The organism is Zhongshania aliphaticivorans, assembly GCF_001586255.1.
Taxonomy (GTDB): Bacteria; Pseudomonadota; Gammaproteobacteria; order Pseudomonadales; family Spongiibacteraceae; genus Spongiibacter; species Spongiibacter aliphaticivorans.
Window position 1 is genome coordinate 1,318,901 of the sequence record NZ_CP014544.1, and the last position, 20,185, is coordinate 1,339,085.

Below are 20,185 nucleotides of genomic sequence, written 5' to 3' on the forward strand. Positions count from 1 at the left end.
TGTGTATTGCCCACGCTTTAAATTTGCCATCACTACGCAGGCCTATATCCATAAAGTCGTCATATCTGTGCTGGTAGTATTCGCAAACTCGTCATACCTGCGTAGGTAGTTATCCATGAGAGCTGACGCCAAACTGTCGTTTATCAATAATTGCTTCAGACGGTCACTCCGTTGCTCCGATGGACCCCTGCCTTCGCAGGGGTGACGATTTAGTCGTATCCCATCACGCCCGAGAATTTCGTCATGCCTGGGCAGTCGATAAATAGCACATTGTTCTCTTACCCCAGTGAAGGATTTAAATAGGACAATTTTTCATTCAGGTTAAATATTGCCCTACGACCATGGGGCGATGACATCATGATCTACGCGTCTTGGCAAAAGGCGTTTAACAGCGCAGTTACAATATTGTCAATCGCCTGCATTTATACGCCCGGAAATCGTCGCATCAGCTGAACGCGGCATTAAAATATCGGTGCTGGACCGTCGGGTGCAAGTGAACGCCGCAATATTTGGAACCGAAAGCGAGGACATGTAATCACAATTCGTATCACTGCTCTCCCGCGGGGTAGTGCAGTTTCACACCGGGGAGCTTGCGATTGTTGAGGGCGCAGACACAGATATAAAATGGGTGGCGTCTGAACATTGGGTGTTGAGTTTGGCCGGTAGCTATACGGTGATTGAGCCTCGGTGTTTGTCAGCGCCCATGCGTATTAATACTGCTGCACGTGGGCGTAGTGCTGGCTTATGCTATTTCGTGGTACCGCTGCGGTAATCGCCACTCGGAATGGCAGCCGTTTATGATGCTGGGTTTACCTAATGCGGTTAAGCGCTTAGGCTTATTAACGCTTTCTGCTGCGGGGTGTTGAAGAGGGACGTTAAAAGGCTGATAGTGGTAGTATTACTTCCGCGTTATAGTTCGTTTAATCGCCAAATTACGGGATAAAAATAATGAGTAAGGAAAGTGCTCCTGTCGGTGTTCGTAGGCTCGGACGGGTTTTATACATAACCCTGAGTCGGCCTGCGCTAAAAAATGCGATAAATGAGGACATGGTTACGACACTTTATCGTAATCTTCGCGAAGCCGCCCAAGATGATAGTGTTGGAGCGGTTGTGCTAGAAGGTTCTGGCGACGCCTTTTGTGCGGGCGCTGATATTAAAAATTTAGCCTTGGGGGCGGAACATACCCGTAAATACTCCACTGAGGTGTTATTGCGTGTTGGCGCCGAAGCGGCGATGTTGCTGCATGAAATGCCCAAACCAACCATAGCGATGATTCGCGGTCCGGCAATGGGCGGTGGCTTGTCGCTGGCGCTAGCCTGCGATTTTCGCGTTGCCGATAGCACCGCCAGCTTAAGCTATGCGCATACCAAAATTGCCCTTTCAGGGGATTTTGCGGCGGCCTATTTCTTAAGTAAATGGATGGGAGCCGGTAAAGCTCGCGAGTTTTGCCTATTAAACCCTGTTTATGGTGCGCAAGAAGCCTTCGCCAGCGGTTTGCTCAGTAAGGTGTGCGAGGACTCAGAATTAGAGGCTGACGTGGAAAGGTTGGCAACGCGCTTAGCAGAAGGTCCTACCAATGCCTTGGCCTGTATTAAGGCTAATCTTAAGAATGCGCAAGAAATGAGCTGTGAAAACTATATTGCGGAAGAAATTAAGAATTTCCAGCGCTGCCGTAATAGTGACGAACACCGTGAAGCGCTTAAGGCCTTTATTGAAAAGCGCGAGCCTAATTTTCCTCGTCAGCAGGTTCGGGGCTAGCCGTAAGGCTGGCCTTCCGCGACGTTAGACATCATTGTGTAAACCACACCCGCGTCGATTAGCTCGTTGCGGGTGTTTTGATTTGCGCTCACTAAATCCCTTCTGTGTTTTCTGGCTAATAAACGCGGTGTCATACCGCTAAGTGTCTAAGTTGGGGTTTTACTGGTCTCGATAGTCATTATTTAGACCAATACTTCTAATTTTTCGAATTATTTAGTCCATATATTTTGTCGTGAGCTGTGTTTAAGATAAATTCTTCCTTATCTTGCGTCTAGACTCTTATTAAAGACATTACGCTGTCAATAATAGGATGCATCGACCATGGCCCTGTCTAAATCTGCATTACGTATTTCTTTAGAAGATAAATACCGCCTCGATAGCATCCGCGCCTATATGACGGGTATCGAGGCCTTGGTTAGGCTGCCCATGCTGCAGCATCAGCGGGACTTAGAGCGCGGTTTAAATACGGCGGGCTTTATCTCTGGCTATCGCGGCTCGCCACTGGGCAATCTCGATCAGGCGCTGTGGCAGGCCAAGCCCTATCTCGATAAACACCATATTCAGTTTGTGCCCGGCGTCAATGAAGACATGGCGGCGACGGCAGTGCGCGGAAGTCAGGAGGTGGGCTTATTCCCCGGCGCCAAATACGATGGTGTATTTGGCATGTGGTACGGCAAGGGCCCAGGGGTAGACCGCAGCATGGATGTGATCAAACACGCCAACGCGGTGGGCACCTCGCGCTATGGTGGGGTATTGGCGGTGGCGGGGGACGACCACGCCGCTAAGTCATCGACATTACCGCACCAGTCAGAACATATGTTTATGGGTGCTTCTATTCCAGTCTTGGCGCCCGCCAATGTGCAGGAGGTGTTAGACCTCGGTATTTTCGGCTGGGAGCTGTCGCGCTATGCGGGCTGTTGGGTGGGCTTTAAGGCCATTACCGAGAATATGGATTCGGCGATATCAGCGGTGATAGATGCGCACAGGGTAAATATTGTTTTACCAGAAGATTTTGAAATGCCAGAAGACGGCGTTCACGCCCGCTGGCCAGACTCGCCACTGGCGCAGGAAAAGCGCCTTAATAAATACAAGATCTATGCAGCGCGGGCGTTTGCGCGGGCCAATAATCTCAATCGCATTGTGATCGACAGCCCCAAAGCGCGCCTCGGGATCGTGACTAGCGGCAAGGCCTACCTCGATGTTTTACAGGCGCTTGAAGATTTGGGCATCGACCAGCAACAGGCCGCCGCCATCGGTCTGCGGGTGTATAAAGTGGCCATGCCCTGGCCGCTGGAGCCAGAAACCACCCACGAGTTTGCGCGGGGGCTGGAAGAGATTCTGGTGGTTGAGGAAAAGCGCTCGATTATTGAAGACCAAATTACCGGCCAGCTGTATAACTGGCCAGTGGAAGATCGCCCCCGTGTGATTGGCGAGTTTGACGAGCACGGCGCCGACTTGCTGCCCAACCTCAGCGAGCTAACCCCGGCGATGGTGGCGCGCGCCATTGCCTCGCGAATTCGCCGTTTTTACAAAAGCGAAGAGATCGAAAAGCGCCTTAATTTTTACAATCAAAAAGAGCAGTCGATTGCCAATAAACAGGGGGTTATCAATCGCACGCCCCATTACTGTTCTGGTTGTCCTCACAATACCTCTACCCAAGTGCCCGAGGGCAGCATCGCCCTTGGCGGCATTGGCTGCCATTATATGAGTACGTGGATGCCCTCGCGGCCCGCAACGACCTTTACCCAAATGGGTGGCGAAGGGGTGACCTGGGTGGGGCAGGCGGCCTTTACCGAGAATAAGCACGTTTTTCAGAACCTCGGCGACGGCACTTATTTCCACTCCGGCAGCTTGGCGATTCGCCAGTCCGTTGCCGCTGGGGTCAATATCACCTACAAAATTTTGTATAACGACGCCGTTGCCATGACCGGCGGTCAGCCTATTGATGGCAGCTTGTCGGTAGCGCAGCTCATTTTGCAATTGCGCGGCGAGGGCATAAAGCGTATTGCACTGGTGTCTGATCATCCAGAACAATACGACACGCCCAGCGAAGCGGGATTAAGCGTTAATCACCGCGACGACTTACTCAGTATTGAAGAAGAGCTGCGCGAAATCGAAGGCGTGTCGGTGCTGATTTACGAGCAAACCTGCGCGGCAGAAAAACGTCGGCGTCGTAAAAAGGGCACTATGATCGATCCCGATCGCCGTATTTTTATTAACGAGGCGGTGTGTGAAGGCTGTGGCGACTGCGGTAAACAATCCAACTGCCTGTCGGTATTGCCAAAAGAAACCGAGCTGGGTCGCAAGCGCCAAATCGATCAAAGCGCCTGTAATAAAGACTATTCCTGCGTTAATGGCTTTTGCCCGAGTTTTGTGTCGGTGATAGGCGGCGGGCTTAAAAAGCAAAGCGTGAATGCCGCCAGTGGCGATGGCTTTGGGGCATTACAAGAGCCGCCCCTGCCCAGCTTAAATACTCCGTGGAATTTAGTGGTAACGGGTATTGGCGGCACGGGTGTGCTCACCATTACCGCGGTGTTAGCCATGGCCGCCCATGTTGAAGGCAAGGGCTGCGCGACCATGAATCAAACCGGCCTCGCGCAAAAATTCGGCCCAGTGGTGAGCCATTTGCGGGTTGCCAATTATCAGGAAGACATCAATGCAGTGCGCATACCGGCGGGTGATGCCGATTTGTTACTAGGCTGCGATTTGGTGGTGTCGAGTTCCGATGAGGCTATCGCCAAGGTCAATATCGAGCGCAGTTTTGCTGTGATTAACGATACCGAGATGACCACTGCCGATTTTGTTTATCACCGCGACGCGCAATTCCCCGCCGATACCATGAAGCAGCTCATCGTCACCGAAGTGGGTGAGGGCAAGGTCGATTTTATTCAGGCCTCAGAAATCGCCAGCCATTTATTGGGCGACAGTTTGGCGACTAACTTCTTTATGCTGGGTTATGCCTTTCAGAAAGGCTATGTGCCCATCAGCTCCGAAGCGATTGAACACGCCATAAAGCTCAATGGCGTCGCGGTAGAGTTTAATCAGCAAGCCTTTTTGTGGGGGCGTCGCGCGGTCGACAATATGGCCGCAGTAATGGCCGCCGCGGGTGTCGCGGTAGAGCAATGGCAGCCCCTCGAAACTCTCGATGACATTATCGAATTTCGCTATCAGCATTTAATAAAATACCAAGATCTCGCCTATGCCGAAGGCTTTCGTCGTAGGGTCGAGCAAGTGCGCTCCAAAGAACTTGAGGTGAGCGGCGCAGTCGGCGACTTAACAGCGACGGTAGCGCGCTCGCTGCATAAACTGATGAGCTATAAAGACGAATACGAAGTCGCGAGGCTGTACAGCGACGGCGAGTTTATGAAAAAGCTCAAAGCCAGTTTCGGTGGCGATTTTAAGCTGCAGTTTCATTTGGCGCCGCCCATTTTTTCTAAGCGAGGCAGCGATGGCCTGCCCAAAAAACGGGTTTTTTCAGCGTGGATGTTCACGGCGTTTAGCTACTTGGCAAAGCTGAAAGGCTTGCGCGGCAGTGCTTGGGATATTTTTGGCTACAGCGCTGAGCGCAAAGCTGAGAGGGCTTTGCTCGCTGAGTTTCAGCAAGACCTGGGCGAACTTACTAGCCAGCTCGATGCCGATAATCTGGCGCTCATTACTGAAATTATCAGCTTAGTTGACGAGGTTCGCGGCTTCGGTCACGTCAAAGATCAAGCCATGGCGCAATATCGTGTGCGCCGCCAGCAATTGCTAGGGCGGCTGCGGGGGGATGTGGTGCAATTAGTCGATGTGAGCAACGCTGCCTAATGACTTTAGTAGTACAAGGAGAATGCAATGACAGTGTTTAATTCGCCGTCCTTTGACAGTCACGAACTGGTGGCGTTTAAAGAGGATGCACACAGCGGCTTGCGCGCCATTATTGCGGTGCACAATACCGCTTTGGGGCCAGCCTTAGGTGGTTGTCGGTTTTATCCCTACGGCAGTGATGAACAGGCGCTAGAAGACGTGCTGCGCCTGTCGCGGGGCATGAGCTATAAATCGGCCTTGGCGGGTCTGCCCTTGGGCGGTGGCAAGGCGGTAATCATTGGTGACCCCGCCAGCCAAAAGAGTCGGCAGCTATTATTGGCGATGGGCGAGTTTATTGAGGGCCTGAGCGGTCAATATATCACTGCGGAAGATTCCGGCACCGGCGTAGCGGATATGAAAGTCATTAGCGAGCGCACGACTTATGTCTCGGGCGTAATGGATGGCGGCCGCTTTGGCGGTGACCCCTCACCCTATACTGCGCAGGGTGTGTTTTGTGGTATTAAGGCGGCCTTGGCGTTTCGCCATAAAGCCAATTCCTTAAAGGGGGTACGAGTGGCTATTCAAGGTGCGGGCTCGGTGGGTCGTCACTTAACCGCGCTGATAGTCGCGGCGGGCGCTGAGGTGTTTATTGCGGATTTTAACGCCGCAAATTTAAAATTGGCACAGGCATTAGGTGCAAAAACAGTTGCCGTTCCTGATGTGCTGAGTATGGATGTCGATGTGTTGGCACCTTGTGCAATGGGAGCAGTGATCGACGAGCAAACCGTGGGCGTGATTAAGGCGGGTATTGTTGCTGGTGCTGCCAATAACCAGTTGGCTCAAGTAATACAGGGCGAACAGTTGCGTCAGCGGGGTATTTTGTATGCGCCAGACTTTGTGATTAACGCGGGTGGCATTATTGATGTTTACTACCAGCGGGCAGAAGGCTCGTCTGAAAAGTCGGCGGCACACGTTGAAACGATTGCCGACACCTTACAGCGAATTTTTCGCCGTGCCGAACACACTGGCGAGACGACTGCGCGGGTGGCAGAATTACTTGCCGAAGAGCGATTTCTTGCGCCAGTAAAAATCGCCGCCGCCTGATTTAGCGCGGCGGCGATTCTTAGCTTTTGCTTGCTTAGCGGAACTGCGCGGTAGCGGCGCGGTATTCCTCTTCCAGTTTTTGAATTAGGTCTTTGGTTGATGGAATGTCGTGAATGGCACCCACGCCCTGGCCCGCAGACCAGATGTCTTTCCACGCGCCACCGGTTTTTTCACCGCTTTTATTGTCGGCATCAGTGGTTAACTCTTCACCAAAATCGATGTGGCTTGGCGCTTCTAGCTTATTGGGATCGAGTCCTGCCTTGACGATACTGGGCATCAAAAAATTGGCGAAAACACCCGATATATTGGGTGTGTAAACAATGTCGCTAGAGCCGCTGTCGACAATCATCTGCTTGTATTCAGGCTGTACCAAGCTCTCTTTGGTATTAATAAAACGAGTGCCCATATAGGCAAGGTCGGCGCCCATGGCTTTGGCGGCGGCGATATCATTACCCCGCGAAATGGCACCGGCCAGTAATAGAGTCTTATCAAAAAATTCCCGAATTTCTGCGACTAAGGCGAAGGGGTTGGTGCTGCCTGCATGGCCACCGGCACCGGCGCTAACGGCGATTAAACCATCGACACCAGCACCAGCTGCTTTGCGGGCGTGACGGGCATTGATTACGTCGTGGAACACTAGTCCGCCGTAGCTGTGAATGGATTCAATGACTTCTTTAGCCGCGCCTAGCGAGGTGATAACAATGGGGACCTGATGTTTAACGCACAGCGCTAAATCGGCGCTGAGACGAGGGTTGGTTTTGTGCACAATCAGATTCACTGCAAAGGGAGCCGGTTTTTCCCCAGTCTCTTGCTCATGGGCTTGCAGCGCAGTATTAATGCTGACTAACCACTCTTCAAAGCCTTCGGTGCTGCGCTGGTTCAGTGCGGGAAACGAGCCAACCATGCCAGCCTTACAGGTTTCTATGACTAGCTCCGGCCCCGAGGCCAAAAACATGGGTGCTACCACGGCGGGTAGGCGAAGGCGGTTTTCCAATAGTTTGGGAAGACTCATAGTGCTAAACACTCTTATCAGCGAAATCGAGCGTCTACTGTAGGGTTAATTTACGGCTAGGGGTAGTGTCATTATTGACATTAAAAGTGTTGATAGTGACACTGGCAGCTTTAGTAATGAGGAGTTTGCGGTGGTCAAGGTTTACGTTATTGCCTACGAGGGCTGCTATGCCGGTAGCCTTTCTAACCCTCAGGACTTGTATATGGTCGCCAATGCTCACTGGCGGGATCAGTATCAGGGGCGGGAGGGCGAGTTTGAATGGCAAACGCTGTCGCAAGATGGGGCGCCGGTTACCACGGCATCTCGTCTGCGGATTGCTGTCGACAGCCCGTTTATTGACCTTGAGGCCGGTAGCATTATCGTGGTGCCAGCAATGGCTTACCCCGGCGGCAGAGAGTTTAATAAAAAGCTGGAATCGCTACGTGAACTTATCCACTGGCTGGTCAAACAGTATGAGAACAATTGCATTATTTGTAGCCACTGTACCGGCAGTTTTATTCTTGCTGAAACCGGTTTGCTAAATGGTCACAGTGCGACCACCAGTTGGTGGCTTGCTGAGCAGTTTCGTCAGCGTTATCCCGATATAAACTTAAAGGCAGATCAGCTGGTGGTTGATGGCGGTCGACTGCTGACCGGCGGCGCTAATGGCGCAGAGATGTTGGCTGCGCTTATTATGGTCGAGCGCTATATGGGTAGGGTAGTTGCGTCGCAGTGTGAACGCACCCTATTGGTAGATACTAATTTAACGCAGCAGGCACCGTATCTCATACTGCCTCGGCAAAAGCAGCATAGCGATTCACTTATGCTAGAAATTCAAGATTACTTGGAAAAAAACTTGAACGACGCGTTTTCCTTGGCGCGTTTGGCGGCAAGTTTTCATATCAGTTCGCGAACCCTCATGCGTCGCTTTAAAGAGGCCGTGGGCGATACCCCAAATAGTTACCTGCAAAACCTGCGTATTGAGGCCGCTAAGAAGCTATTTGAAGCTACCAGCCTGTCTACCGAAGAGGTAATGTTGCGAATTGGCTACGCCGATACCAGCTCCTTTAACCGACTATTTCAGCGTAAAACGGGCTTAAGCCCCCGAGCATACCGTTTGAAATTTGGCTTTGCTCAGCGCCGGGAAATTGCTCACTCAATCTAGCTGAGCGGTATATACGCGCGACTATTTTTAGCGCTAAACTTTCGCCCGAATTACGGTGTTTGACGCGAGTTCAAGGATGATAAAATTGCGAGTATTAGGCTGCTTGTTAGTCGTGATAATGGCGATAGTGGCGTTGCCGGTGCAGGCCGCTGATGAGGCTAGCTCACTGCCGCCGCTCTCGGCCTACGGAAGGCTGCCGGGGGTGGAAGACATGGCCTTGTCGCCATCGGGCGATCTGCTTGCCACCGTGACAACACTTGGTGAGCAGCGCCGTCTGGTCATTGTTAGCATCCATAGTGGCGTGTTGCGAAACTATGGCCTTGATGATATGAAAGTGCGAGGTTTGCATTGGGCTGGCGAAGACCATCTTATTGTCAGAGCGAGTTCAACCCAGAATCTTGGTTTTTTCTTTGGTGGTAAGCATGAGCTTAGCAACCTAATGATCGTCAATGTTAAAACCGGCGAAGCCGAGTGGCCCCTACAAAATTCACGAAAAGTATTCAACGCGAGCTTTCATATCCACCCTCCACTTAAGGCGGACGGTCGCTGGTATCAATGTGTGGACACCCTCGCCAGCGTCTCAGCTGATGCTTTCGATCTTAGTTGTATTGAACTTGAGCGTGGCAGGCGTCGAATTATTGCTAGAGGGCGCCGCGACGGCCAAGGCTGGGCCGTAGGCGCGGGGCTAAATGTGCTCGCATATGAAACCTACAATGATATCAGTGCAAAATGGGAGTTGCGGGCTTATAAGAGCAAAGACGTCCTAGTTAGTGCTAAAGACAAATTCGGCACAAACAGTCTTGCTGGGCCGGGTAGAAGTCCCGGCACGGTGGCGTACTACCAGCACGACGCTCGCGGTGCGGGTCATCTTTTTGAAATAGCCGTCGATGGCGAATCTGCCCCCGTCGAACTATTCGCCGACATTAATATTGTCAGCCTGTATTACGATGCTGAAGGGCTGCTCACCGGCGTCGTGAAAGAAGCAGATGTACCTGAATTAGAAATGTTAGACGCATATCAACAGGCGATTGTTGTTGGCACGAGAAAGGCCTTTCCCAACAGCAATGTGCATTTTATTTCAATGAGTGCGGACTGGCAGAAGCTTATAGTGTACACCGACGGCGCAGGCGACTCTGGCACCTGGTGGTATGTGAATATACCCACGGGTGACGCCAAGCCTATTGGCTATAACCGCCCGGAGATCCGCTCGCGCCATGTAGCTACGCCGAGTATGTGGCAATATAAGGCTAGCGACGGCCTCACTATTCCCGCCATTGTGACCACGCCGGTTTTGACGAATAAAAAGAATTTGCCGCTGATCGTACTTCCCCATGGCGGCCCTCAGAGTCGCGACTACCTCGGTTTTGATTGGTTGGCCCAGGCCTTTGCCAGTCGGGGTTACGTGGTGTTGCAGCCTAATTTTCGCGGTTCGGGTAACTACAGCGTGGCATTTCGCGATGCCGGGTTTGGCGAGTGGGGCCGCAAAATGCAAACCGATCTCTCCGATGGCGTCGCCGCGCTTGCCGACACCGGGCTGATCGACTCTAAACGCGTCTGCATCGTGGGCGCGAGCTACGGGGGTTATGCTGCATTGGCGGGGGTTACTTTGCAGCAAGGTCTGTATCGCTGCGCGGTGTCTATTGCGGGCTTAAGTGATCTGCCAATATGGCTGCGGTCAATTGTGCACACCCGTCAACGTGACGATGAACGCTATGTGGAGCAGTATCTTGGTGTTGGCAGCCCACGCGCCGATGAACTGAAAGACATCTCACCAGCGCATCACGCCGCCCGCGCCGATGCGCCGATTTTGCTAATTCATGGCGAAGACGATACCAGAGTACCCATTGTGCACAGCGAAAAAATGTACAGCCGTCTTAAGAAAAAGAAAAAGCCGGTGACTTTTGTGAAGCTAAAGGGCGAAGATCACTTCCTCTCTAAGTCAGATACCCGGCAAAAAACCATTGAAGCTGCCGTGGGATTTGTCATGGAGCATAGCCCGCCACAGGCTAAGTAAATTTATTGGGCTGTCTTAACCTTGGCCGCGACGGTGGGCAGCTCAATAAACGAATTATCCCAGCCCATGAGCTTTGCCTTGGCCCGGGCTATGCGTAATTCTTGTTCGGAAACCGGATCTTGTTTTGCCCCGGCGTTATAAAGTTGACGATTCTTTTTGCTTATTTTTAAGCCGTATTGTCTTTCCATATAAAAATAGCTGCGGGCAATGTCGCCGCGGATATCTGGGCGGGGTTCAGCGCGGCGTTCTTTAAAGGCGATTTCGATATCGCAGGCGCCATAGGCGCGAGCTTCGCCGCTAATCATCCCGAAGCGAAAATTGGAGCGGTCACCGTTCACTTCACCAATAGCGGGCACCAAGTTAAAGACATCGGCCTCCATTGCCTTAAAAGCTGGGTCCTTTCTGCAAGACTTGCGTCCGCCAGTTTGCCAACACTTCAGCTGATGGCCGAATTCCCACGCCGAAACCACATGCTCCCACTCAATTCTTGCGGCGCGAGTGGGGTTTTTTCTGGGTGTATACGCACAGCTTTGGTGGTTGACGAGCAGCTTTTTCTTACCGTTTAATTTCTGTTCAGCATAGCTGCAATTGCAGTAAAAGCTCTGTTCCGCGTACTCGTTATGGTAGAGCTGAATTAAGCGCTTTTTGGCCGCAGAAAAACTCTTAGGCGGGGTGTTAGTAGAGGCGAAACTAGTGAGGTGACAAGCTAATAGTAGTACAACAAGAGTAAGCCTAAGCACAAAAATCCCTTATATAAACCGTGCGCTGACATTTTGTGGCGCGCTGGGGCGGGAAATATAAGTGAGATTGTTGCGAATTAATATAGTAGTTAGATTATTTTTTAGTGTGTTTTTGTTAGTTGTGTTGGCTTGGCTTGTTAGCGTTTTATATAGTTTTTGTCGAAGGTTTCTGGGCCCATTGCCGCAATTTGCATATCAATCATTTTATTAAAGGCCAATAAGACATTTGAGTAATCTTGTGGCGCATGAAGTTCGTTAAGTGCACAGACTCCTGCTTCTATCGTTGATAAGCCATCTGCGCGGGGCGAGCGCCTAATTCGGTATTGGCTATTATTGTTGGCGGCAATAGTGAAATTCGCTAGCGTGCTTAGCCACGGATTTAAATGCATTATCCGGGTGACTTTGCGCCAGGTGCCATCGAGTAATATAAGATTTTTAATGGCGCGGTGTTGTATGTCGGCCGCACTGATGCTGTTGTCGCCGGGAAAAATTAACACGCTGTCGCGTTGCCAGTTGTCGCCAAGAATTTCTTCGGGCGAAAACGTCTCGCCAATAATGAGCTGACTACCGCGAATCGACTTGGCGAGTAGCGGGGCAGAAGACAGCGCATGTTTTGCTTCTTTGGGGTCTTGCAAAATAATCAGGCGGTACGCGCAGTCGCGCAGTACCATCTCATCGCAGAGGCAGGTGCGTTGAGGGCGATCGCAGTGTGGGCAATATTGTCGTTTAGTCATTGTGGATTAACCGCTGACCATGGGATTGCTTTCAAAACAGACAATACGCTGGCTTTCCAGCTGTTGGCGTATATCGTGCGGAATGGTGGTGGGCTTGCCATGTAAGGTGTAAATCATCACTGCCTCGCATAGACCAATACAGCGATTTTGCTGAAACAGTGCTTGATGCAGTCGGTAGGAGCTATTGCCGATATGGCCGATGCCGGTGCGGACTTCCACTGGTTCAGGGTAGCGACCCTCGGCGAGATACTGGATGCGGACCTCTATTAAGAGTATTTTGTCTGGGGAGTCGGCTTTAAAAAAGTCATTGCGCCCGCTAATGTGGAGTTGCATTCTGGAGCGGGCACTCTCGTAAAAGCCAGCGATGGCTAAATTGTTGAGATGCGCATAGGCGTCCATATCGCCAAATTGAGTGTCAATATTCAGGGTAAAGGGATAGGTTTCTGCCTGAAGTAGTCTTGGTTCTGGTTTTTGCGCCATTGTTTCCGATGTCTCTTAGCTCATGCTGAATACCGTAATTTTACGCTGACTGGCACATATAGCCACGCTGAATTTAATATGAACTGCCTCCTTGCTATTGTTTGCTTCAGCCCGATTAGCGCAGATTAAAGCTACGTATCCTCGCATTCTGTTTAGGCGTAGCGGTGGCATATTATTGACCGTGAGTGGTTTTAACGGCGATCTTGGCGTATCGACCCTCGTGTTGCTGGCGTGTAGAGTAGGCGTTACGCAGTTAAAAGAGGATGCGAAAAATGAATGACGCACTAACGCTAGTCAAGAAAACTGCGCCGGTGATGCCGGTCGCCCAGTTCAAATCCTTAGATCATGCCCGAGCCTGTGCTGAATTATTTGCTGAAGCTGGCGTACCCGCGGTGGAAATTACTCTGCGTCACGCCGATGCGTGGCAAATGGTTAAAATGTTTAAAGACCTCGTGCCCAATGCCTTAATTGGTGTTGGTACTGTCATCAATCGCCGTCAAATGTTGCGGGCTGTTGACGAGGCGGACTTTGCAGTTAGTCCGGGCTTTTCACGAGAACTCTCGATGTTGGCGCACAAAACCCTCTCCACCTATATTCCCGGCGTGGCAACGGCCACTGAAATAATGGCGGCAATGGCAGAAGAGCACAGCGTATTTAAATTGTACCCAGCCACCGCTATCGGTGGTGTTGCGCTGTTAAAAGCAATGTCGGGGCCCTTTCCTGATGCGGTGTTTTGTCCGACGGGCGGCATAAGCCAAGCGAATTACCACGAATATTTGGCGCTGCCCAATGTGCATTGCGTTGGCGGTAGCTGGATTGTGCCCAGTGAAGAAGCTTTGGCGAAAGATCGGGAAGGCTATTTAACGATGTTAAAAAGCCTGTACCAGTGAGCAGCTTGGATCAGTTTTTAACCGCGCTACTCCAGCTCTATCTACCTACGGCGCCCAATAAATATCGACGGCTACACGCTGTTGGTGCAGTACCAGCGAAATCGGATAATCGGCGTCTTTGGCTAGCGCGCGCTCCAGTACATCGCGCTTGGCCTTGCCAAACACCTGAATCACAATTCGCTCGCTATTTAACACCGCGGCTGGGGTGAGTGATATGCGAGAGTAGGGCGCAGCGCCAGGATGGACGGCAGTGCAGTGTTGTTCATGAGCCGCCATTAGCATGGGGTATTCCGGCGCGTCGTGAAACCACGACGCGGTGTGGCCGTCGTTTCCCATGCCGAGATGAACAACACTAAGAGGCCAAGTTAACTCCGCCAACTGTTCTTCACAGGCGTATTGGCCATCATTGACGTCGCCTGCGTCATTTTTTAAAGGCAGGTAGCGGCTGTTGCTAGCAAGGCCACTGAATAGGGTTTTATTGAGCATGGCTTGGTTGCTGTCTTGATGATCTGCCGCCACCCAGCGATCATCAACTAAAAGGGTTTGAATGCTGGGCCAGTCCAATGGCTTATTGCCCAATAGGGTTAGCATATCGGCTGGGGTTGTGCCGCCAGACACGGCGAGACTCGCTGCGTTGTACTTAGTTAGTGCCGTATTTAAATATTTGGCAATATCCTCGCTTAGTACCGCGTTTAGCTCGTCGCGGTTGGGTAATAATATAAGCGTTGGTTTGTTATTCATGCCAGCTTCTCCCAGTCTTTTCAGGCAGTGCCAGTGCGGCGTTTGGCCCCATGCTGCCCGCCGCATAGCTTTTAGGTTGAATGCCCGCTTCTTGCCACGCGCTGATAATGCTGTCTACCCACGCCCAGCAGGCCTCGACTTCGTCTCGGCGCATAAACAGCGTTTGATCACCTTCTAGTACATCTAATAATAGTCGCTCATAGGCTTCATGGGCCTGTAATTCGTCGTGTAAATCGGCGTCGAGGTTCAATTCGACTTGCTCTAATTTTAGTTGTCGGCTGAGGCCTGGTTTTTTATTAACCTTATACAGGGTGATATTTTCCTCGGGCTGTAGGCGAATCACCAGTTTGTTGGGCAGATCATTGGGGTCGCCTTCAAATAAGCTGAAGGGGTGCTTTTTTAGTTCAACAATAATTTCGGAAAACCGTCTGCTCAGGCGTTTTCCGGTCCGCAAGTAAAAGGGCGTGCCCTCCCAGCGCCAATTGTGTACATCGGCCTGTAAGGCGACAAAGGTTTCAGTATTTTCGCTGTCTTCAAAGCCGGTTTCGTCAAGAAATGCGGCGACTGGTGCCGATTTGACCGCGCCTGCAATATATTGGCCGCGCACCGTTTTGGCTTTGACATTGGTGGCGGTAATTGGCCGCAGCGCTTGCAGTACCTTTACCTTTTCGTCGCGAATAGTATCGGCGCGGAGGTTGGCGGGGGGCTCCATTGCGACCAAGCATAAAAGCTGTAACAGATGGTTTTGCACCATGTCGCGCAGGGCGCCGGTTTTGGCGTAGAAGTCACCGCGACCTTCGACGCCAATATCTTCGGCCACGGTGATCTGAATATTATCAATATACTGACTATTCCACAGTGGGCCGAACAGGGCGTTGCCAAAACGTAATACCAATAAATTCTGAACGGTTTCTTTGCCAAGATAGTGGTCAATGCGAAAGATGTTTTTTTCCGGAAACACCTGTAACACTTCGTGGTTGATCTCGGTGCAGCTAGCCAAATCATGGCCAAGGGGTTTCTCAAGGACTACCCGGGACTGGGCATTGACGACGCCAATACTGTTTAAGTTTCGGCAAATGCTGGTGTACAAGGTGGAGTGCGTGGCCAGGTAAAAAACAGTGGTGGCGGCACTGTGATGCTGAACGGCGTCGCTGAGGCGGTGGTAATCTTTGAGTGAGTTTACGTCTAAGCTCACAAAGCTGAGTTTGGCGGCAAAATTTTGCCAGTGTTGTTCATCCCAGAAGTGCGCGGGGAGGAATTCCTGCATCTTGGTCTTTACTAAGTCTCGGTATGTGTCATCGCTTGTCTGGGCGCGACCCAATGCGATGATGGCGCATACATCCTCTAAAAAGCCCTCGCGTTGCAATTTGTACAATGCCGGTTGCAACTTGCGCAAGGCGAGGTCACCGGTACCGCCGAAAATAACAAGTTGTGTCGCTTTGTTTTGGGTCATCGCTACACTCTTCAATTAGGTTCACGTGCATTAGTGACGGCTTTAATGAAACGACTGCTTGATGCGGCTCAGCGCATTTTCCTGACTGGCCATTATAAATGGTGGCAGTATTGTCGGAAAACGTGTCGGAGCGCGGTGTATCTTGAGTTTTAGCATAGAGTGTTTGAGTGGTCATGCATACCACTGGCGCGTCATAAAGCCGTATCACACACTTGTAGTATGGTAGAAAAAAGCGAGTTCGCTATGCTATGTTGACTAAAATCGAGGTGGCAAATGGCGATAAGGGCAGCGCAAGAGCAAGACAGTGCGGCAGCGGCAGAGTTGGTGTTTTCATCGGGGCCGGTGGCCTTTGAGCACATTTTTAATTCCGCTCACGGGCCCGATATACGTGACTTTTTAGCGCTTGAGTTTGCTAAATCGGGGACCATGTTTAGCCACCGCCATCATTTTGTTTACGAACAAGATGGTCGGCTGATTGCCACCATAGGCGGTTTTGACAAAGCCAGCCACGACGCGACCTTTATGGACAATGCCAAGGCCATTTTTACCCAGTACGGATGGCGGGGAATCGTAAAAGGCCTGCTGTTTGAATTGCGGCTAGTTAAACCGCCACGCAAAGGCTGCTATTACCTTTGTCATATTGCGGTTGACCCACAGTGGCGAGGTAAGGGTATTGCGGCGCAGCTCATTAATTTTATGGCAGCTCGGGCCCATGAACTCGGCTATTCAACCTTGAGTTTAGACGTAGCAGAGTTAAATATTGGCGCCCTGCGCTTGTATCAGCAGCTGGGTTTTAAGGTCATCAAACGCAATAAAAGCTATAACGGTGTTTTAGATAACCACCTTTATATGGAAATGGCGTTGTAAGCGGCTATGCAGCAATAGGCTAAGAAGGGGGCAAGGATGTCGGGCTTAAGCTTTGCCTAACTGCTGACCACCAAGCGGGCCTAGGGTTTCGCCACCGGCGCTGTAAATCGGTGTGTCATTATTACTTGCACCAAGAATTTCTAATGCGCGTTTGCCGTAGCGCGCCTGGGTGCTGATGTCGGCGCCCGCTTGGGCATTCAGGGCTTGGCAGCGACTGAGAATAGTGAGGCTTGCCTGCCACAGCACGTCGTCGTCCTTATTCGTCGCGCTGGCCAATTGGCGACGGCGTATTTCGAGGAGCTCGAGATGCTGAACCAAGTCCATTTTCTGTTGAACCACCGCCTCCAATTGATCAGCATCTCGCGCTGATTTTAAAATCAGCGCCTCTTCGCCCAGCAGCGCTTCTAAGCGTTGAGCTTCGAGGTGGATCGTGTGCAGTACATCGCTCAGTTCATCGCTCATATTTAGCTGCCGCTTAGGGCTTCCATATTAACCAATGCAGCCGCCACTTTATTGGCGTCGATAGTAAACTCGCCATTGCGAATAGCGGTTTTGATTGCTTCAACCTTTTGCCGGTCAATGCCATCGCTACTATTTACCTGAGAACGGGTGCGCTCCAATAGCGGGGTTTCCACCTGTGCTGCTTTTGCCGTGTCGGTCGCAGCTGGGCTCGTGACCGTGCTGTCTGATTTGCTGGCACCGGTACGGCCGCTGTCGAGCTTGCGGGCCTGACTCAGCGATGAGCCATCGATACGGTCAACCATTGTTAAATCCTCTTTAAATAGCTTTCGCCTGATATATCGACACTATTAACCAAAACTTTAGCACGAATTTCACTGTGCTGAGCATATGGGCTTGTCCCGTGCTTGGCAGCGCCAGCGCTCAATTGAGCACAACACTGTTTTCGGACGCGACGACTCCCTCTAGCTGTTTGCCGGAATTGAGGTTTTTAACCAGAATTCGCTTGCCCAAGGCGCCATTTTGCAAGGCGACGCCCATCATACTCACGCTAACCGGGCCATCATTGCTATTAAGCTGAACGCGCTGGCCCTTACTAATAATACTGCTCGCAGTGACCATATTAGGCGTGAGCACCGCGCCCTGGGCAATACTCTGGCGGCTTTGATAGCCGCCGTTATCGCCTAAAGACTGTAAATAGCCGTAGCCGAGGCTAGTGATATCGCGCTTCCCCCAGCTTACATCGCCAGCGCTAATGCGACTGCCCGGCGCAATTGGATGACGGGCCACCATCACCTTGGCATAGGCCTCTACGGTGACGGGCAGATAAATCTTCCAGGGTTTGGCGCCTGCGGTACAACGAACGCCGACCGTTGTTCGGCGTTTTATTTTGGCACCGTTAGATAAAAAGGCCTCGAGCTTACCCGGGCAACTACTGAGTTTAGTGCGGGGGTCGAGTTTTTGAACAGTGATCGTCGTACTGAGTTGCTGCCATGGGTGGCGGGCGGCGATATAGGCTTTGGCGGTAGCCGCAATGCGGTTGTGGCTTTCGGTAGACGCGGCAGTGCTGGCGCCGCTGAACAGACAAAGTGCCGTGCTCAGTAGCAGAATTTTACTTAAGGCTGTCGATCCGCGCATAGCCATCACTCACGTCAAAGATTTGTCGGTAAGGTAGTGACTGCAATGCTTGTGCCAGTCTGTAAGGGTGAATTTCTAAAATGTCTCAGGACGCAAGGCCAGGATAAAGGCGGATAGCCCGTGCCGGATTTTTGCCGATTAGCGGCAAAGCTTTGCCGTTATTTTGGCGATTGTGCGGGGGAGGGTTTTTAAGCTATTGAAAAATAAAGGCTAAATTATATGGCACGGCCTTTGCCTTGATCCATTGCAAACACGGTACACAGCAAAAATTATGGCGTTAACCGATTAACGGCAACAAGCCGCATAACTTTAGCGAAATGGTAAGAAAATGGCGATTAATTTTGACAAAGCCCTAGGCATTCACGAACAAGCCCTGTTATTGCGGAATAAGCGCAATGAAGTCTTGGCCGCGAATATTGCCAATGCCGATACTCCTGGCTACAAGGCTCAAGATATTGATTTCCGCACGGCCTTATCGAATTCCGCCGCTGCTGGGGATCAGCCAATGCTGTCGCTTAAGGTGACTAATGCAGCTCACCAGCGCCGCGCCGATGGCAGTGCAGATGCCTTGGCGGCGTCGTTAAAGTATCGACAGCCTTATCAGCCGTCGCTCGATGGTAATACCGTCGAGACCCATATCGAACAAGCCGAATTTGCTGATAACGCTATGCGTTATCAGGCCACCTTACAGTTTCTCGGCAACCGTTTTAGCGGGCTTAAATCCATACTCCAGGGAGGCCGATAAACCATGGCTAATCCACTTGATATCGCCGCGTCAGCAATGAATGCGCAAATGATGCGTCTCAATACCGTGGCTAGCAATATGGCCAATGCCGATTCAGTGGCGGGCAGCGAGGCCGATGCCTATCGTTCGCGGCAAACGGTATTTGCCACGGTGCTGGATCAACAGCGCGAAGTAGCGGGGGTAGCCGTGACTGGCGTCGTTGAAAGTAGTGCGCCAGTAATGAAACGTTATGAGCCAGGTCATCCAGAGGCAGATGTAGACGGTTATGTGTACGCCTCCAACGTTAATACCATGGAAGAGATGGCTAATATGATGTCGGCGTCGCGCTCGTTTCAGAATAACGCCGAAGTTTTTTCTACCACCAAAACCCTGATGCTGCGCACCTTGCAGCTTGGCCAGCAGTAGGAGTCTGAGTAATGGAAGTGCGCACCCTAGAACAGCTGCAAATGCAGAACGCGACCAGTAAGGCGAAGAAAGACGCGTCGTCCTTAGATCAGAACGATTTTATGAAATTAATGCTGCAGCAGTTAAAAAGTCAGGACCCCTTTAAACCCACCGACAATACCGAATTTATTAGCCAAATGGCCCAACTGACCTCGGTGAGTGGCATCAGCGAAATGAACGAAAATCTCAGCGCGCTGACCGGCTCGCTTTATTCCGCTCAGCTCCTCGATTCCTCGTCATTGATTGGTAAAGACGTATTGGTTGAGTCGGGCGTTGCCGCGTTACCCAGCGGCGGCAGTGTGCGTGGTCAAGTTGAATTACCCACCAGCACCACGGCCTTAGATATCGAAATTTTGGCGCCCAGTGGCGAGGTTATTGGCAAGGTGCCAATGGGCCCGCAAGCGGCTGGCACCAGCCGCTTTGAATGGAACGGCATTGGTTTGACTGGCGAGCGTATGCCGCCGGGAAATTACCAAATTCGGGCCAATTATTTAAACGGCAACAAAGTTGAGGCACTGACTACCGAAATGCGCAGTGCGGTCATTAGCGTCAGTGTGCCCGCAGGCGGTGGCAGTCCCCAGGTACAAATCCAAGGACTGGGTACGGTCAGCCTGTCACAAATAAAAGAGATTAGCTGAGTTGCGATTGCGCTATTCAGACAATGACAACACTACATCCTT

The 20,185-nt window shown here is 51.5% G+C and carries 20 protein-coding genes; 11 read left to right on the forward strand and 9 right to left on the reverse strand.

The features are described from left to right. The first annotated feature begins 568 nt into the window (after positions 1-568). The 4 genes from AZF00_RS05795 (at position 569) to AZF00_RS05810 (ending at position 6,645) form a co-directional block, all read left to right on the forward strand. Positions 569-772, forward strand: a complete 204-nt coding sequence (locus AZF00_RS05795) for a hypothetical protein (RefSeq protein ID WP_008246871.1) — start codon at positions 569-571, stop codon at positions 770-772. A 176-nt stretch (positions 773-948) separates the two neighbouring features. Continuing rightward, positions 949-1,758: an enoyl-CoA hydratase-related protein gene (locus tag AZF00_RS05800; protein ID WP_040802643.1), complete on the forward strand. Its 810-nt coding sequence runs from the start codon at positions 949-951 to the stop codon at positions 1,756-1,758. Between the two features lie 321 nt (positions 1,759-2,079). Then, complete coding sequence (locus tag AZF00_RS05805; protein ID WP_008246873.1) at positions 2,080-5,562, forward strand: indolepyruvate ferredoxin oxidoreductase family protein; 3,483 nt, start codon at positions 2,080-2,082, stop codon at positions 5,560-5,562. 27 nt (positions 5,563-5,589) lie between these two features. Continuing rightward, positions 5,590-6,645 (forward strand): Glu/Leu/Phe/Val family dehydrogenase, encoded by a 1,056-nt coding sequence (locus AZF00_RS05810; RefSeq protein ID WP_008246874.1) that lies wholly within the window; start codon positions 5,590-5,592, stop codon positions 6,643-6,645. Positions 6,646-6,679: 34 nt separating this feature from the next. Here AZF00_RS05810 and AZF00_RS05815 read toward each other — a convergent pair whose 3' ends face one another. Then, the gene (locus AZF00_RS05815; protein ID WP_008246875.1) at positions 6,680-7,657 is read right to left on the reverse strand and encodes an NAD(P)H-dependent flavin oxidoreductase; all 978 of its coding nucleotides are present in this window, start codon (positions 7,655-7,657) and stop codon (positions 6,680-6,682) included. A gap of 130 nt (positions 7,658-7,787) precedes the next feature. On the opposite strand from AZF00_RS05815, the gene AZF00_RS05820 reads away from it, so the two are divergent. Then, on the forward strand, positions 7,788-8,801 hold the full coding sequence (locus AZF00_RS05820; RefSeq protein WP_008246876.1) for a GlxA family transcriptional regulator: 1,014 nt from the start codon (positions 7,788-7,790) through the stop codon (positions 8,799-8,801). A 76-nt stretch (positions 8,802-8,877) separates the two neighbouring features. Continuing rightward, a complete protein-coding gene (locus AZF00_RS05825; protein WP_008246877.1) occupies positions 8,878-10,815 on the forward strand; it encodes an alpha/beta hydrolase family protein in 1,938 nt (645 codons plus the stop codon). Between the two features lie 2 nt (positions 10,816-10,817). Here the strand turns inward: AZF00_RS05825 and AZF00_RS05830 are convergent, their stop codons facing one another. The 3 genes from AZF00_RS05830 to AZF00_RS05840 all read right to left on the reverse strand — a co-directional run bounded on the left by AZF00_RS05830 (position 10,818) and on the right by AZF00_RS05840 (position 12,769). Beyond that, complete coding sequence (locus AZF00_RS05830) at positions 10,818-11,555, reverse strand: endonuclease (protein ID WP_008246878.1); 738 nt, start codon at positions 11,553-11,555, stop codon at positions 10,818-10,820. Positions 11,556-11,692: 137 nt separating this feature from the next. Beyond that, positions 11,693-12,289 carry a tRNA-uridine aminocarboxypropyltransferase gene (locus AZF00_RS05835; protein WP_081482588.1) on the reverse strand — a complete coding sequence of 199 codons (597 nt, stop codon included), beginning with the start codon at positions 12,287-12,289 and terminating at the stop codon, positions 11,693-11,695. 6 nt (positions 12,290-12,295) lie between these two features. Then, positions 12,296-12,769 carry an acyl-CoA thioesterase gene (locus AZF00_RS05840; RefSeq protein ID WP_008246880.1) on the reverse strand — a complete coding sequence of 158 codons (474 nt, stop codon included), beginning with the start codon at positions 12,767-12,769 and terminating at the stop codon, positions 12,296-12,298. Between the two features lie 272 nt (positions 12,770-13,041). Here AZF00_RS05840 and eda point away from each other — a divergent pair, with 272 nt between their 5' ends. After that, positions 13,042-13,659 carry a bifunctional 4-hydroxy-2-oxoglutarate aldolase/2-dehydro-3-deoxy-phosphogluconate aldolase gene (gene eda / locus AZF00_RS05845; RefSeq protein ID WP_008246887.1) on the forward strand — a complete coding sequence of 206 codons (618 nt, stop codon included), beginning with the start codon at positions 13,042-13,044 and terminating at the stop codon, positions 13,657-13,659. Positions 13,660-13,704: 45 nt separating this feature from the next. Here the strand turns inward: eda and pgl are convergent, their stop codons facing one another. Together pgl and zwf are read right to left on the reverse strand one after the other, a co-directional pair. Further along, positions 13,705-14,400 carry a 6-phosphogluconolactonase gene (pgl, locus tag AZF00_RS05850; protein ID WP_008246889.1) on the reverse strand — a complete coding sequence of 232 codons (696 nt, stop codon included), beginning with the start codon at positions 14,398-14,400 and terminating at the stop codon, positions 13,705-13,707. After that, the gene (gene zwf / locus AZF00_RS05855; protein WP_008246890.1) at positions 14,393-15,853 is read right to left on the reverse strand and encodes a glucose-6-phosphate dehydrogenase; all 1,461 of its coding nucleotides are present in this window, start codon (positions 15,851-15,853) and stop codon (positions 14,393-14,395) included. Before zwf ends, pgl begins: the two co-directional genes overlap by 8 nt. A 273-nt stretch (positions 15,854-16,126) precedes the next feature. On the opposite strand from zwf, the gene AZF00_RS05860 reads away from it, so the two are divergent. Beyond that, positions 16,127-16,720 carry a GNAT family N-acetyltransferase gene (locus AZF00_RS05860; protein ID WP_008246891.1) on the forward strand — a complete coding sequence of 198 codons (594 nt, stop codon included), beginning with the start codon at positions 16,127-16,129 and terminating at the stop codon, positions 16,718-16,720. 45 nt (positions 16,721-16,765) lie between these two features. Here AZF00_RS05860 and AZF00_RS05865 read toward each other — a convergent pair whose 3' ends face one another. The 3 genes from AZF00_RS05865 to flgA form a co-directional block, all read right to left on the reverse strand. After that, the gene (locus AZF00_RS05865) at positions 16,766-17,182 is read right to left on the reverse strand and encodes a flagellar protein FlgN (RefSeq protein ID WP_008246892.1); all 417 of its coding nucleotides are present in this window, start codon (positions 17,180-17,182) and stop codon (positions 16,766-16,768) included. Between the two features lie 2 nt (positions 17,183-17,184). Beyond that, positions 17,185-17,484 carry a flagellar biosynthesis anti-sigma factor FlgM gene (gene flgM, locus AZF00_RS05870; RefSeq protein ID WP_008246893.1) on the reverse strand — a complete coding sequence of 100 codons (300 nt, stop codon included), beginning with the start codon at positions 17,482-17,484 and terminating at the stop codon, positions 17,185-17,187. 118 nt (positions 17,485-17,602) lie between these two features. Next, positions 17,603-18,316, reverse strand: coding sequence for a flagellar basal body P-ring formation chaperone FlgA (flgA, locus tag AZF00_RS05875; protein WP_197465716.1), 714 nt, complete (start codon positions 18,314-18,316; stop codon positions 17,603-17,605). Positions 18,317-18,644: 328 nt separating this feature from the next. On the opposite strand from flgA, the gene flgB reads away from it, so the two are divergent. Genes flgB through AZF00_RS05890 form a run of 3 tightly spaced genes read left to right on the forward strand, consistent with a single transcriptional unit; the run spans position 18,645 to position 20,143 of the window. Beyond that, on the forward strand, positions 18,645-19,061 hold the full coding sequence (gene flgB, locus AZF00_RS05880; RefSeq protein ID WP_008246897.1) for a flagellar basal body rod protein FlgB: 417 nt from the start codon (positions 18,645-18,647) through the stop codon (positions 19,059-19,061). 3 nt (positions 19,062-19,064) lie between these two features. Next, complete coding sequence (gene flgC, locus AZF00_RS05885) at positions 19,065-19,466, forward strand: flagellar basal body rod protein FlgC (protein ID WP_008246899.1); 402 nt, start codon at positions 19,065-19,067, stop codon at positions 19,464-19,466. A gap of 11 nt (positions 19,467-19,477) precedes the next feature. Next, positions 19,478-20,143: a flagellar hook assembly protein FlgD gene (locus tag AZF00_RS05890; RefSeq protein ID WP_008246901.1), complete on the forward strand. Its 666-nt coding sequence runs from the start codon at positions 19,478-19,480 to the stop codon at positions 20,141-20,143. The last annotated feature ends 42 nt before the right edge of the window (positions 20,144-20,185 follow it).